The following is a 15,375-nucleotide window of genomic DNA, read 5'->3' on the forward strand; positions in this document are numbered from 1 at the left end:
ATTAAACACCTTTTTTTCGGTATAAAGACGGCGTTGTGCCCTGAAATTTTTTGAAAGCACTATTAAATGAGGATAAACTACTAAAGCCCGAATCGAAAGCAATGGATGATATAGTATATTTTTCATTACTTTGATTTATTAAAAGTTTTTTTGCTTCTTCTATGCGATAACAATTGATATAATCATTAAAATTTTGTTTGGCATATTCATTAATAATTTGTGAAGTTTTTTGAGTACTCTCACCTATTATTTTACTCAAGGAAGCAAGCGAAATGGTAGATTCTAAATATAATTTTTCATCAATAATTAGTGAGGATATTTTACTAAATAATTGGCTGCCATTATCTGTTTTAAATACATTTCCGTCTATGTCAATTATTTTAAGTTGGTAAGCTTTAAAGCTTAAAAAATAAATGACGAAAGAATAAAGAATAGGGCCAATAATATAAGGGATTGAATTGTCTACAATGTTTGAAACATATGAGACCCATATGATGATGAAACCAATAATTAATAAACGCAACCACTCAAATATTGCTCTTTGGGACTTTGTTTGATTTAGATTTTTTTTCTTTAATTTTTTCGTAGCATTATTTGCAATAAAAATATAGGTTATAAGATGTAAATAACAAAAGATTAAAATACTACTGAATAGTATTATAATTTTTTGCTGACTGGTTTCAAAAATGTTTTCAGGAACAAAAAAACTAATAACAAAAATGGTTAAGAATGGAATAATCTCAATTAAAGAAAAAAATGAAAATTTAAAGTCAGTTGTTGTCATTGCCTTAACATACCATCTTAACAATGGTCCAATCAACAAAAGCAACGCCAAACCAGAAAAGATAAATAAAGGCTCTAAATTATCGCCAAAATTGAGCATAACAGACTTACCAATTCTAAAAGCCATGATGAGCAAAATTAAGGATAGAAGATAATTAGTTATTGATTTTTTCTTCTTGAAAAAAGTAAGATAAATAGCAAATGTAATTCCGTGCAGAAGCCCTGCGCTGCTAATAAGAATAAGAAAAATATCTATAAAACTCATACTAACATACTAATTAACTAACATAAATATTCATGCAAATATATCTGCACAAAAACGGATATTATTTCAAGAATATAAATAATTAAAGGTTCTTTAAATGAGACGATTCGTTTTTGCCTTTGTTACTATTTTATAATAAATCCTATTGATGAAGAAAAAAATCATTAAATCAATTAAAGTTCTATTTACATTCATTTCACTACTTCTTCTAGTTTTTGGAATAGCTATTTCATGGCCTTTGCCAAACTTTAAGACACCAAAAAAGTACCCTAGTACTTTGATTAAATCTATAAACCTAATTGATGTTAAATCTGGGGAAATATTGTCTAATAGAACTATTTTAATAAAAGATAATATCATCATATCTATTGACACTTTAAAATACCAAGTACAAGAAGCAGACTTAGTAATTGAGGGAAAAGGAAAATACATAATTCCTGGGTTATGGGATATGCATACGCACTCTAATCAGCATTCAGAATGGCTTCATCACCCATTGTACATTGCAAATGGAATTACAGGAATACGGGACATGTCTGGTCAACTGAACAAAAAAGATAGTTATTGGGTAGGCAGTGAAGAACGTTTAAAATGGAACGAAGAGGTTAATAAAAATTTACGAGTAGCACCAAAATATGTATTACAAAGTAGTTATCAAATGGATGGTTCTTCTTCCGTACCAGACAACTATTCAGAATATTTTAAACTTCAAAAAAATGACGATGTTGACTCAGTTTTGAACTTTTATAAAAATAAGAATGTTGATTTCATAAAAGTATATCAGCAAATTTCACCTAGTTCTTACAAGAGACTCGCAACCCAAGCACCAAAACATGGATTACACTTAGCTGGACACAAACCTATTTTTATCAGTTTAGAAGAAGCTATAAAGTTGGGTCAACGCAGTTTTGAACACGGCCGAGTTTTTATGTATGAAGCTTTCCCTAAAGCCGATAGTCTTAGAATATCTAAAGACTGGATACACTTTTTTCAAAAATCAAAAAATTCAATGGTGAATGATTTTAATATAGAAAAAGCTGCTGAATTGATGCATCTTATGAAAGAGTATAATGCGTATTGGACACCTACATTACAAACTTTGAAATTTGAAGCGCTTGCACATAAAGACTCATTTTTAAGTAATCCTAACCTAAAATATATTTCTTGGGTTAGAAAAAAGCTATGGTGGGGATTTGATGTGAATCGTAATAAAAAGCAAAATACATCATTGGCAAACAAAGGTCTGAGTGCTTCTTTTTATGAGGCTTCAAAAAAACAACTTAGTATGGCCAATAAAATAGGTGTACCTATTATGGCGGGAACAGATGTTACAGACTCTTATACTTTTGCAGGATTTAGTATTCATGACGAATTGGAAGAGTTAACCAAAAGTGGTTTTTCAAACCTAGAAGCCTTACGAAGTGCAACTATTATTCCTGCACAATTTGCAAATATGGAAAACAAATATGGAACTATTGAAAACGGAAAAATAGCGGACTTAGTTATTCTAGACAAAAATCCTTTAAAAAAAATAACTAATTCAAAATCAATCAACAGTGTTATTCTTAATGGCACATATTATAGTTCCAGTACCTTACAAGAATTAAAAGACTTCACGCAATCTATAGCTTCTAGTTTTCATATGAATGTTAAAGTGATGTATAGTTTTATAAGTAGTCCATTAATTAGAGTACAGTTTGCAGACTAAAAATCTACTGACTGTATTGGTTTATATTATTTAACCTTTTAATCTTAATGGTAGTTTTTATCTGATTGTCCACTTTTTTTTGCAAGTCCAAAAACTTGTAAGTAAATCAGGTACTATTTCTAAAAAAGAGAATAAAATAGTTTGGATAGATTCATTTTTAACACGTGCACATCGTATTTATTCCGAGAATTTAAAGAGTTTGGAGAAATAAAGACAAAAGATTCATTTTTATTTATAGTGTTGTTTTTAGGTCTTCGGTATATGCCTTCTATTTCTTAACTGCTCTAAGACACATAAAAGCTGGAAATTCTATAAGTTCTTCATAATGCTTTTGATCTAATTTTTCAAACTCTTTTAAGGGTTTTGGTTCTATCAATTTGTCGATATAAAACCCATTCTTTGTTAAGGGTGAAATACAATCGTGAAGTGGTCTTCTGTGACTATTGATTTCAATTGGTTTTCCAAACCCTGACCAAATACATTTAACGGGTTCTGTTTTAAAATAATCTTTAGATTCATAGTAATTGTATTCAAAAAATGGATGTTCAATTGAGATAATTAATTGACCTTTGGTTTTGAGAACCCTGTGAAATTCTTTGATTGTTAAGTTCCAATCTTCTATGTAATGTAAAGCCAATGCACATAGAACAAAATCAAAGGATTTGTCATCTATCATTGTCAGAGGACTACTTAAGTCGTGCACAAAGAACTTACCTTTACTTTGGTTTCTTTCTTTAGCAAATTTTATCATTTCAGAACTGAAGTCAAATCCAGTTACATGCGCATTTTTTGAAAGCAATATTTCCGCATATTTTCCAGGACCACAAGCTGCATCGAGAACTGATTTGTTGTTTACGTCTTCAAGTAAACTTAATGTATTAGGTCTATCGTAATAAGCATTATGAGGTTTGTGCTCTATCAATCTACTATAGCTTTCGGCTAATTCATTATATGCCGCTTTGATTTTTAGTTTGTTCATAACTACGCCTTGTTAGATTGAATTAATGATATTCCTGAACATAAAATCCAAACGGCAACACTAAAAACAAAAATCCTAAAACCAATTAAGCTTGTGAAAGCAAAACCTGTAAGACCACCAATTATTGAAAATATTAATATTAATAATCCGAAATAGCCTAAGTACTTAGAGATTTTTTGAGTTTTAATTATTAAAATAGAGTAGATTAAGATTCCAAAAATAAGAGCAACAATAAATACATAGTCTAATGCCTTATTAATGGTAAAACCATAACTTACTAGGATCTTCAAAAAAGACTCGCTTTGTTCTAGACTTTTTGCGTGTTGGTTTAAAAAATTCGGTAATATTAAGCCATTGAATAGAGCTGCTAACATTGCTGAAAAAAGTCCAAGAGTAACCGAAATAAGGGCAAGTTTAGAAATTTTTCTTAGACCTAAAAGCCTATCGGTTAAGCCATAAAATCCAAACAACATAAATGGTATACAAGCAATAGCAATTGAATGTGCAATTTGCATCTTAGCTGCTTGATTAATAATTTCTTGGAAGCTGCCACCTGATGGATGTAAAATCATGGTAATGATAGCCAAGAAGGAACCTGCTGACAAAGAAATCCCTGTAATCTTATAAAATTGACTTTTCATTGAAGAGAAATTTAAAATATCGACAAATATTCATCTTATTCTAAGATCTCTCTCTTGACTAAAGTCAATTAATTCTTTTTCTAACACGACTTAATGTTTCTGGAGATATCTTCAGATATGAAGCAATAATTGTTAAAGGAAATTTTTGAATCAGCATCGGCTTTTGAGTTAGTATATATCTATACTTTTCATCAGCAGATTTGTTTTGATCAAAAAACTCTAGACGATTATTGGCTATATCTAATATTTTCCCAAGCTTAAGAAAACTAGGAGATATTGCTATGAGCTCATGTATTGATTCTATGGACAGTTCATACACCGTGCTGTCTTCAAAAGCTTCAATAGAGTTTTGTGATGGTTTTCTTGAAGTAAAACTTCGATGATTTAACATCCAATCTTCTTTAGAATATAAGTCAATAACTTTTATATTAAAATCGTCATCATGGTTGTATTGGTAGAAACTTCCTGAAATAATAAAATAAGCTGATGAGCACACATCACCAATATTAAGTAATGAATCGCCTTTCTTTAATTCTAAATGATTAAGCTTATTCTTTACGAAGTCTGTTTCTCTTTTAGAAAGCTTAATGGTTTGTATTAAATAATTTTGAAGTGAATTATTCTTTGACATAAGTCTATTTTAAAAAGAATCTAACTTATCGGTTTAATACAGAGCCGAATTTCTATGGTTTCTTTTTCTAAAAGCCAAATTAAAAATTTGGCGGACTTTCTAAATATACACAAACCTTTAGGTTTAGCATTTACCAGCAATGTTTTATACACCGTGTTGGCGGTAGTTATATCTTAATTTTTTGGTCTTAAGTTCTCTACAACTTGCATACTCACCCAAAAAATATCCACATTCTCATATTCTTTTGAACCCATGTTCCTGTTGAAGAAAAGATACTTTCCATCCGGCGTAACACTCGCCGATGCTTCCCAAGCTTCAGTGTTTATTTTATTTCCTAAATTAATAGGATTACCCCAAGAACCATTTTGTTGACGAAAACTAATATAAATATCAGAATCCCCAAATCCGTCTTCTCTTTTGCTATCAAAAAGTAGATATGATTCATCTGGAGCAATAAATGGGTGAAAGCTTTTTCCTTTGTTAATCTCTTTATTGAGTAGCCTCGGTTCTTCATATTTTCCGTTTACAAGTCGCGAGTAACGAATATCACCTGTAAAGTCCTTTTTGAACTCATCAAAAAAGTAGGTGCCCTTAGAAGAAGCCGTAAGACGCATGATCGGTAAGCTGTCAAAAGGAGAATCAAGTTCCTTTATTTCAGACCATTCTTCGTTATCATTACGTTCCTTATATCTTCTACCTAAGTGCATAGTCTTACCATCGGGAGAGATAAAAGGTGTACCAACTCTAGAGGATATTACTGAATCTTGCCATTGATTATGAGTTCTTTTCATAACGACGAATTCCGTTCTCTTATCTTCTTTAGTTTTTCCTACTTCTCTTAGAAAATAGAATTCTTTTAAATCCGGTGTGAAATCTCCATAATATTCCCAGCCTTGAGTAGTAACTAATCCAGGGGCAAAAGGCTCTGGTATTAAGCCAGGTGGTTTTTGACCTAGGTAAAGAATCTCTTTTTTTGATGAATCATTCTCTTTTGTGTTCGACTTATCAGGCTTGCAAGCATTTAAAAATAGAATGAAAATAAGTGCTGAAAATTTAATTATGTTGTTTTTCAAGTTCTCTTTAGTTTAATTACCGCCAACATAAGAATATACAAACCTCTCGGTTTGGTAATTATTAGCTATGTTTTATACACTGTGTTACAGTCAGTTTTCATTTTGAATCCTAACTCTTATTGAATTCTATTTCAACTGTAAAGCAACGTTCCATAAGTCAAAATCACTGCTGTAATATTGAAGTGAATTACCACAGTGGACAATTACAGTTTCTTTTTGTGGTATAATGTAAATATTCTGTCCTAGGTTTCCGTTTGCATAGAAATGAAAAGAACCATCTTTATTTACATGCCCCCACCATTGGTAGTTATAGTAAATTCTTTTTTCTCCTCTACCAAACCATTTAGGGTATATAGCTCTAGGAATTGATTTGTTTTCTCTAGTAGATTCCCAAACCCAATCTTTGGATATAATTTGATTACCATTCCAGTTTCCTTCGTTTAGCATTAACTGACCGAAACGCGCATAATCAATCGCTCGGGCAATCAAACGACTTGGCATATATTCAAAATTAGATTCTTTGCTGTCTATGGAAAAAAGCGCATCATATTCCATAATTCTTGACCATAATTTCTGCTCCAAATAATTTGATACAGATAAGTTAGTAGCTCTTTCTAGAATTAATCCTAAATAGCTTGTATTATAATTAGAATATTGAAAATCTTTTCCTGGTTCGGATAAAACTTCTACATCCTTAAGCAACAACTTTCGAACATTGGGATGATAGTATCCAACCGCTTCGTCGTGCCAAGGAGAATGAATATTAGTGAAGGGTATTCGACTTGTGTTGTACTCAAGCCCTGAACGCATTTCAAGTAAATGTTCGATGGTTATTTTTTCGAAGTTTGAATCTCGCTCTATAAGTTCAGGAATATAATTTGTGATGGGTTCATTAACACTTTTTATAAAACCATCATCAATAGCAGTCCCAATTAAAAACGATATAAAAGACTTTGCCATAGATTGAGAATGGAAATAGGAATCTCTACTAAAACCATTAAAATATTTCTCATAAATGACTGTATCTCTTTTTATAACAATAAGAGCAGTCGTTTGAGACCCGGTTGCCCAGTCTTTAAAGCTGTTAAATCCAGTTTTAGTTACGAGTTCTTCAAATAGGGATTCTATATACTTCTCTTTTGGATTTGAAATAAATGTATTCGCATGTTTTGCTCCTTTAATCCTATGATTTTCAAAATTGTTATAATCATAAACATCCGCTACATTCATAATTATGAGTCGATAAACGTAAGTAGGTGTATATTGAATTGATAAAAGTACAATTAGGAATAGGACAATTGAAAGAATTGTGAGTAATGTACTCTTCAGTAACTTTTTCATTTGATATTTTTTATAAATTCGTTGTAACTACGTTAATAAGGACCTTTGGTTCTTCAAAAATCATTTCTGGATTATTTATAAACCTAACAAGATTTTTTTGGACCAATTTTGGTGCTTCCAATTGAGGAAAGTGCCCAATGGAATCAAGCGTAATTAGGTTTGGGTTTGGAACAATCTTTCTGTATCTATCAACGGTCTCTTTGCCAGTCACAGGATCTTGTAGTCCATTTATAAAAAGTATGGGAATTCTATCTTGAACAAGTGTATTTCTCCATCGTTCTTGATTGACGATTCTGTCGTTGCTGGCATGAACTAATTTATGATTGATTCTGTTGCCTCCTTGTTGGCATATTAAATACCATTGGTCAATAAGATCTTGTTTTGATGGAAGGAATTGCGCTCCGAAAACTTTTTTAAAGCTATTCTCAAAGAGTGATTGATTAACAAGAGGGGAAATAAGACTTCCTAATGGGCTCGCTAGTAAAGATTGCACCCTGGTAGGCTTATGAGTTTCTGGGAACAAGCCTCCATTCAACAGTGTTGCTGACCTGATTTGGAAAGGATATTTTGATCCGCTTTCCATAAAGCGCGCGATCATTTCTTGAGCAACGTTGTCTCCATAATCATGAGCCAAAATATGGAACCTTTTAATCTGGAGATTTTTTAAAATAGCCTCTTGGATGTCCGCCTGAAGAGAAATGGAATACTGAATATCACTAGGTTTATCGGACAGACCAAAACCCAACATGTCTAAAGCTATGAGTCTGTAGTTTTTTTTCAGATCTTCCCATAGTAAGCTCCAATCAAAGGACGACGTTGGATATCCATGAAGCAATACAATAACCTCTTTGGATGCATCCTTGGTGTCGAAATAGGAAATATTGAATTGTTGGAATTGAAAGACTTCCGAGTTTGATTTCCAATTCCTTAATTCTTTGCTAATGGTATCTTCAGAAGGACTTTTATCTATTTTGGTATACACAAAAAGAATTACAACAATCAATACGAGCACTGCTAAAATTGTCTTTCCGATCTTTTTCATCCGATTTTTTTTAGCTTATGAGGAGCTGCTATGAACAAGAAAGTAGCGCTACAGGTCATCAATATTTTTGTGTTCATAATTTGATTTTATCGGTTTTTATAAGTGTTCTATTTGATCAAACTTTTCCCGGCTATTAAGGAAGGTTGTAACCATTTTGAAATGAATGATTTTCCAATTCTCCTTCAATATTCACCCATTGAATCTTCCATGAGTCTCCCTCTTTGCCAGTTGCTAAAAACAAAAACTTGTTGTCTGGTGTTACATATGGGTTTCCTTGTCCATGCGTATTTATTTTTTTATCCAATTTTATCGGATTGGACCAATGCCCCTGACCATCACGATGACTAATCATCAAATCAAGCTGATTTCCAACCAAAGCAAAGATCAAATAGTCTTCATTAGGTGAAACATATGGCGTACAGGTTGGTATTTCTGAATTGTTGAAAAATGAGACTTGCTTTGCCTCTTGAAAAACTCCTTTCACTTTTTTAGATCGATAAATGCTCATTTCACTATAGTCAAGGTTACTCGAATGAAAGTAAAGGGTTCCTGAATTGGTAACGGTGGGATGAGAAACCAGCTTACTCCTTAAATTGGGAATGTCTACAAAAACAGGCTCACTCCATCGTCCATTCAATTTCTCAGACTTCCACAGGTGCCATGTTGCACTGACTCCTTCCATTGGAATCGGTCTCGTAGAACTGAAATAAAGAGTATTTCCATCCGGAGAAAAACTCATTCCATGCTCATTGTATTGACTATTAAAAAAAGCAAGTTCGGGTTCGGACCAGCCATGATTTAGGCTATGAATTATATAGACCTGAAAGTTTCCGAAGTTCGTGTCGGAAACTGTGTAATAGTACTCTTTAAGGTCGGGGCTAAAAATTCCTCTATGGATGATTTTTCCTTCGGGAACAAGTTCACTTTTGAAGTCAATTGGAAAATGATTCGGACTCTGTTCCAGAGTATATAGTGTATTCTTATTTTCGGGGACACAGGCTCCAACCAACAAGAATAAAAAGAGGATGTAGAATTTTACTAGAGCTTTATAAAATATTTTTTTGTCAACTATTTTCATCATGATCATCAGTTTAACGATACGGGATCTTTTAAGCTTGAAAAAATTTCTTCGGCATGATCAAATATCAATAAATGTCCATGGTTAGGGTATGTTTTCAAACTGGATCGCTCTATTTGATTCGCCATAAATTCGGCCCACTCATAAGGAACGTTATTGTCTTTCTCTCCTTGCCAAAATGATATAGGAACTTGTGTCTTGCTATAATCAAACCCCCAATCTTTTACCAATATCTTAGAAATCTCATAAGCAACCCCTTTGCTGCCATTTCTATAGGCTTCTGTAAACATATTTTGAAGCACCTTAATCACCGCTGGGTTCTCAAGGATTTTTTTGTCTGAGTCATTCATCATTTTTAAAAAACTTTGAAGTACTTTCTCAGGGTTCTTAGCTATTTGCTTCGCCTGAAACCTTAAGAGTAGGGCAAAGAATTTAGGAAATGATTTTGACACACCAAGCATCAGCTTAATTTTTCTAGACAAAGCTTTCTTATTATGCTTTGTTAGAGGAGCAAATCCACTAACAATAGCCATTTGATTAATTTTCTCAGGAATTTTATAAACAATACCGAAAGCAAAAGGAGCTCCAGCAGACATGGCTGCAACTGAGAATCGATCTATCTTGAGGAACCCCATCAGTTCTTTGATGTCTCGTGCAAATTCAAGAATACTACCCTTTGGATTAAAGTCTGACATCCCATGACCTGGCCTATCTACTGCAATAATTCTTAGCTGATGGGTAATTGTAAAAGAAAGATCATAATGCATTTCTAATCTTGAGCTTTGTGAGCCGGGACAATAGACTATTGGATATCCGTCACGAGGACCGTATTCAGCAAAACCCAGATGTCTTTTATCTCTGAGTTGAATACGCTGTTTGGTTCTATTTATCTTCGTTTCTATTATTTCCGAATTCATTGAGTAAATCTAAATTTATACATCAAGTATACCATTTACTAAGTTCTGAAAGCGTTATATTTTCATTTCATTGCCAAGGCTAAGGTTTTTTGAAATTACTTCAAGGGTCAATCACTTTACTGTTTAAATCATCATTCAAATAATACTCATAGAAACCTCCATCCATAATAAAATAGGCCGATGAACACACTCCTACCATATTTAGGATGGTCTAACCCATTTTGAACTTCAAAGGCTTTAACTTTTTCTCTAAAGGACTGATCTCTTCTTCCAAGGATTTGCTCGTTGTTGTTATACATTTCAATAATAAATCTTCCATAAAAGCCCTTTTTGGATGATCCGTTTAAGTTAGTTTGAAAGGTTTCAACCCTGTTGTAAAAGATTATTCTAATTTTCCAATTAATCCCCAGCCATTAGCTTTTTCTATAACCACACAATGAATTTTGTTTTCACCTTTTTTAAGTGGAAGATATAGTTTGTTGGTATTGATATCTATGTGCCCCATAAATTGGACGCCTTTTTGTCTAAAAGCGTTATTACCATTAAAAAAAAGTTTACCGTTTATAAATACCAAAACTTTATCACTATAGTCAAAAGAAAAAATCTGTGTTTTATTTGTCTTTGAATTGATGGATGTAGTGGCAACCACATATTCTTCCTTATTTCGTTCAAAGCTACCAGAGGTTGTCTTTTTAACATACTTGGATATAGGTAATAATCCAGATGCTTCGGTTGATACCGTAGTGTAATTTTCTTTTGAAAAATCTTCGAATCTTACTTTACCTTCTTCGTAGGGATACGCTTTTGTGATTTCCCAATACCTTATGATATTCATGTCCCTATTTGGTGTTTCTATTTCAGCTTGCTTTTCAGAAATACTGCCATGCGTAACCCTAAAGTTTGAGAATCGGTTCCCAAATAAAGCCCAAAGTCCGATAATACCTTCTTTTTGTTCTGTTCTTAAGTTATCCACAGTCATAACCTTGACGTTATTCACAAATACTTGAACGCTTCGGTTTTTTAATTCTATGCGCAAGGTATTCCAACCTTCATCCTTAAAAGATGTATTTGCTTGGTGTTCCCGATATAGTTGCCAGTTGGATTCGTTGTTAAACATAGGTGTGTACTGTACCGCATCTGCCTGATTGGATTTGTGTAATCGCATGTAAACCTCTTCTAATGTATCGTCTTGTTCCCTAAAGCTGATACCGGCAAAACTTCTTTTAGATTTAGCATATACATCTACCTCGATAGATCCATTAGTAAAATTCAAATTCTTTACTGTTGCTCTACCATTTTTTAGAACAAGGGTTTTTCTATTGTCAAATTTTTCAAACAAGGCATCATTGGGGACGTTCCAATTAGAAGGAATCATCTCAATTTGAGTTTGAGTATTTTGTGCTACTAAAATTTGGATGCCAAATAAGCAGATTACAAGGTAAAGGAGTTGTTTCATGATTTTTTTGTTGAAGAATTTCGGTAGAATTTATCTTGTGGTTTTTTCTTAAGGATGATAAAAATCAGAAGGGAGAACATAAAAGTGAGTATGGCAAAGAATTTCTCGATATGTGTTTTAGCGAAAAGATTTCCAATCGTATTTAAGACAAACAGAAAAAGAAAAAACCATAAAATGATATTTACGAATTTCATTGATATAACCTCTTTCAAATACGTAGCCTTTATAAGGAGCGCTGTACACAAAAGTAGGTTGAGTAGGATTGAAATGCTTTCGAAAATGTACATCTCCATATCACTTTTTAATCTACCTCCCCAGGTGATTTCAAAAGGCACCAGTTTAAATATGACGGTAAAGTGAAAGAATATGATGCCTGCCAATGCCCATAACATTATCTTGATTGCCAATTTGGAATTCATATTTTAAATTACATTGTATTTCATGTCGATTGGTTTGCGAATTAATGTCATACCAATCCATATAAACCAAATGATTTGGCTAATTCCGAAAACCTCTTTGAATATATCAATAGGTAAAACAGTTAAGATACCTGCAAAACCCACAAGCAAGCCTATAAAGTTCAATGACCTTGAAAAAAGGGAACTTTTGAGGTTTATAGTACTTAATAGCAGCACCCAAATCCCCCCAACTATCTCATTGCCGCCACCTAGTCCTTCTGAAACAATACCCACGCTAGACCAGATTGTCATGGCTTTTTCAGGATTCTCAATTCCAATTTCCAATACCAAATTAAGTCCAATATTTGCAATCATTCCACTGGCAACAACCAAACCAACCCAGATGATACCAAAGGCAGATGTAACCAAAGAACTGTTGGGAAAACTATCTTTTACTCGCTGATGCATAACTATCACCAGAACAGCTAGTATTATCCCGAACAAGACGTAGCTAATAAAAGTTATTGAGGATAGCACTAAGTAATTATCTGACAAGAATGCTAGTCTTTCAGTTTCAGATGCTTCTTTGCTCGGATAATCTAATATCCCACCATAGACTACGAAGGCTAAGATGTAAATTAAACCTAATGAAATTGAGGAGAACCCGCCTATTTTTTGAAATGTCTTTATCTTCATAATTAAGATTTTTAATTAATTATTTTTTGAACTCCACCTAAAAAACTTAGGACCTTACTTGCAGCAAAAGCGCCAGCGTATAAGGATTTTTTAATGTCTTTTGTATAAAACCATTCTATGCTAAATGCTGCTTGAAAGGCATCGCCACATCCTGTCGTGTCAATTATTTTATCAACTTCAATTGCTTTTTGAAAGTATCTTTTGTTTTCAAAAAAAGCGATACTGCCTTTTGCCCCCATTGTAGGAACAATCAAAGTTTGCTTTTTTACAGATAGTTCAAAAAGGTCATTTAATTGATTTTCTTTTCCGCTTAAAAAAACAATATCAATATTGTCTATATGTTTTTCTATATAATCTAATCCCAAATAGTCTAAAAAATCAATCACTACCAATTGATCCGGATGTCTTCTATCCAGCAGTTCTATTAAATTGGGATCACCTGCTGGCATGGCTATTATTTGACTATTTCTAACGGAATCCCAGTCATTTTCAGATAATCTGAATGTATCAAAAGCTCCTCCATTCCAACTATCTTCTTTAAAGAACCGATCTCCATTTTTATCAATAAAAATTTTGTTTGATGCCGTAGGTTCGCCACTAGCGTATACTCTAGAAGTATTTATAGTATAGCTATGTAAATGTTGTTGGATAAGATCTCCAAATGTATCTTTTCCAATGGCACCAATTACTGAAATATTAGGTTGACCTAATATTCTACATTGTGTAGCAAAATTTAAAGAATTACCACCTACATATGTTGTGCCGATTTCTGGAAAGAAGTCAACGCAGAAAGAGGTTAAAGCTGTGATTTTAATTGGATTGTTATGCAAAATATTTAGGATTTAGACTGTCTTTAACTGTATTCAAGAGATTAAACTGATAACTTATTCAGAGAATTACCTAGATTATTCTTTGATTTTGGTTATTAATCCATTTAATGCCATCTTCGCTTCTTTCATAATAGGTAAAAAGGGCCAAATATGAGGCATGTTCTCTCCCTCAATCAGTTTGATGTTTACGTTAGCTTTTTTTGCTTTTTTGTAGGCCAAAATTTGGTCAGGATAGGTAATGTCCCTTTCCCCCGCATAAAGAATCGTTTCTGGAAAACCCTCAAAACTTCCATAAATAGGGGAAATGATAGGGTCTTTTAAATGGTAGTCCTTTGCGCACATTTTCTTTGCACTTAACAGCCCTTTTTTTGAGAGCATGGGGTCAAAGGAATCTATCTTATCAATATCTGGATTGGTAAAAGAAGCATCCATTACTGGTGAAATCAATAGTAATTTTTTGGGCAATTGCCATTCTTCTTGTAACAGTCTTTGCACTAAACTTGTGATTAATGTTCCGCCCACGGAATCTCCTAATAAGATTATGTTTTTGGGTTCAAACACTTCAGTAGCCTTCATAAAAACAGCATCAATATTCTCTGAGATGTCACTGATATGAAATTCGGGCGCCTTTGGATAATTGCACATCCAAATTGTGCAATCTGTACTTTGAACAATAGATTTTACGGTATCCCAGTGATGTTTACCAGGACCAGAGATAAACGCTCCACCGTGTATAAACAATATGAGTTTATTTGAATCATTAAGCCCAATTTCAGTAATTGAGGTGTTTAATATCTGTAACCTATTAGTTATGTTCTTTTTAAAGAACTTTCCATTGGGTTTATATACATCTTCTTTGCGTATGGATTCATAATCAATAGGGTCTTGACTAAATTTTTGTTTTAAACCTTTTAATTTGATTATTATGAGTGTAAGATAATATGTAAAGCTATGTTTCATTGTGTATTTTTTATACCAGTCTCTCATAATTGAAAAAAGTAGGAATCGTTAGTTATTTATACGATTTGGTTTTGAGTTTGGGAATTTTGGTAAATCCAAACACATTCAAGTTTGTCAAATTGCGGGTAAACTTTGTAACCCAAATTCTTAATTAAATGTAAACTCAACAGAATCAACAGTACCAGGGCCGTTAATCGTAATCTCTTTTTCAGCAACAGTTTCAGAGTCCACTTTTATTATAAATTTAATATTATATGGCTCAAAAGGAACTCCAATCTCTCCGCCTGAGTTATCTTCATATGTAATACCTAATAGTGTTTGGAAGGGAATTGATTGTTTCAAATATTCCCTTGTCAAAGGTAGATGGGACTGACTATAAGAAGAATTAGAAATTTCCACACCATTCCCTATAATCTTAATTGTTACTCTTGATAATCGATCCGTGTCAGAAGATGTAACAGAAAATGAAATGTCCTTTTTTTTGGGGTAATTATCTCTCGGGTCATCATCTGAAGAACAAGATAATGTTAATAAAGCTAATATAGTTATTGCTAAAAATTGTTTTTTAATCATTTTT

Annotated in this window: 16 protein-coding genes; 1 reads left to right on the forward strand and 15 read right to left on the reverse strand. The window is 32.9% G+C overall.

Translation table 11 applies throughout. From position 1 onward, the window contains the following. Window position 1: 1 nt before the first annotated feature. Complete coding sequence (locus tag AACP56_RS13525) at window positions 2–1,048, reverse strand: helix-turn-helix domain-containing protein (protein WP_339335019.1); 1,047 nt, start codon at window positions 1,046–1,048, stop codon at window positions 2–4. A 148-nt stretch (window positions 1,049–1,196) separates the two neighbouring features. Here AACP56_RS13525 and AACP56_RS13530 point away from each other — a divergent pair, with 148 nt between their 5' ends. Next, window positions 1,197–2,756: an amidohydrolase family protein gene (locus tag AACP56_RS13530; RefSeq protein WP_339335017.1), complete on the forward strand. Its 1,560-nt coding sequence runs from the start codon at window positions 1,197–1,199 to the stop codon at window positions 2,754–2,756. Window positions 2,757–3,024: 268 nt separating this feature from the next. Here the strand turns inward: AACP56_RS13530 and AACP56_RS13535 are convergent, their stop codons facing one another. The 14 genes from AACP56_RS13535 to AACP56_RS13600 form a co-directional block, all read right to left on the reverse strand. Continuing rightward, a complete protein-coding gene (locus AACP56_RS13535) occupies window positions 3,025–3,735 on the reverse strand; it encodes a class I SAM-dependent methyltransferase (protein WP_339144590.1) in 711 nt (236 codons plus the stop codon). 2 nt (window positions 3,736–3,737) lie between these two features. Then, window positions 3,738–4,376: a hypothetical protein gene (locus AACP56_RS13540; RefSeq protein WP_339144588.1), complete on the reverse strand. Its 639-nt coding sequence runs from the start codon at window positions 4,374–4,376 to the stop codon at window positions 3,738–3,740. A 64-nt stretch (window positions 4,377–4,440) separates the two neighbouring features. Continuing rightward, entirely contained in the window at window positions 4,441–5,007 is a 567-nt protein-coding gene (locus tag AACP56_RS13545) for a Crp/Fnr family transcriptional regulator (RefSeq protein WP_339144586.1), read from the reverse strand. A gap of 173 nt (window positions 5,008–5,180) precedes the next feature. Then, the gene (locus tag AACP56_RS13550) at window positions 5,181–6,080 is read right to left on the reverse strand and encodes a hypothetical protein (protein ID WP_339144584.1); all 900 of its coding nucleotides are present in this window, start codon (window positions 6,078–6,080) and stop codon (window positions 5,181–5,183) included. A gap of 126 nt (window positions 6,081–6,206) precedes the next feature. Continuing rightward, window positions 6,207–7,421, reverse strand: a complete 1,215-nt coding sequence (locus AACP56_RS13555) for a serine hydrolase domain-containing protein (protein ID WP_339144583.1) — start codon at window positions 7,419–7,421, stop codon at window positions 6,207–6,209. A 10-nt stretch (window positions 7,422–7,431) separates the two neighbouring features. After that, window positions 7,432–8,463: an alpha/beta fold hydrolase gene (locus AACP56_RS13560; protein ID WP_339144581.1), complete on the reverse strand. Its 1,032-nt coding sequence runs from the start codon at window positions 8,461–8,463 to the stop codon at window positions 7,432–7,434. A gap of 133 nt (window positions 8,464–8,596) precedes the next feature. After that, window positions 8,597–9,544, reverse strand: coding sequence for a TolB family protein (locus AACP56_RS13565; protein WP_339144579.1), 948 nt, complete (start codon window positions 9,542–9,544; stop codon window positions 8,597–8,599). Between the two features lie 5 nt (window positions 9,545–9,549). Beyond that, on the reverse strand, window positions 9,550–10,458 hold the full coding sequence (locus AACP56_RS13570; protein WP_339144577.1) for an alpha/beta fold hydrolase: 909 nt from the start codon (window positions 10,456–10,458) through the stop codon (window positions 9,550–9,552). Between the two features lie 382 nt (window positions 10,459–10,840). Next, entirely contained in the window at window positions 10,841–11,914 is a 1,074-nt protein-coding gene (locus AACP56_RS13575) for a family 16 glycoside hydrolase (RefSeq protein ID WP_339144575.1), read from the reverse strand. Continuing rightward, on the reverse strand, window positions 11,911–12,333 hold the full coding sequence (locus AACP56_RS13580; protein ID WP_339144573.1) for a hypothetical protein: 423 nt from the start codon (window positions 12,331–12,333) through the stop codon (window positions 11,911–11,913). The genes AACP56_RS13575 and AACP56_RS13580 overlap by 4 nt, the downstream gene beginning before the upstream one ends. A 3-nt stretch (window positions 12,334–12,336) precedes the next feature. Beyond that, window positions 12,337–13,008 carry a hypothetical protein gene (locus AACP56_RS13585; RefSeq protein WP_339144572.1) on the reverse strand — a complete coding sequence of 224 codons (672 nt, stop codon included), beginning with the start codon at window positions 13,006–13,008 and terminating at the stop codon, window positions 12,337–12,339. Between the two features lie 11 nt (window positions 13,009–13,019). Further along, on the reverse strand, window positions 13,020–13,838 hold the full coding sequence (locus tag AACP56_RS13590) for a carbohydrate kinase family protein (protein ID WP_339144571.1): 819 nt from the start codon (window positions 13,836–13,838) through the stop codon (window positions 13,020–13,022). Window positions 13,839–13,913: 75 nt separating this feature from the next. Next, window positions 13,914–14,798, reverse strand: coding sequence for an alpha/beta hydrolase (locus AACP56_RS13595; protein ID WP_339144570.1), 885 nt, complete (start codon window positions 14,796–14,798; stop codon window positions 13,914–13,916). A 147-nt stretch (window positions 14,799–14,945) separates the two neighbouring features. Then, entirely contained in the window at window positions 14,946–15,371 is a 426-nt protein-coding gene (locus AACP56_RS13600) for a hypothetical protein (protein ID WP_339144568.1), read from the reverse strand. Between the last annotated feature and the right edge of the window lie 4 nt (window positions 15,372–15,375).

It is taken from the genome of Croceitalea sp. MTPC6 (assembly GCF_036985525.1).
GTDB lineage: Bacteria > Bacteroidota > Bacteroidia > Flavobacteriales > Flavobacteriaceae > Croceitalea.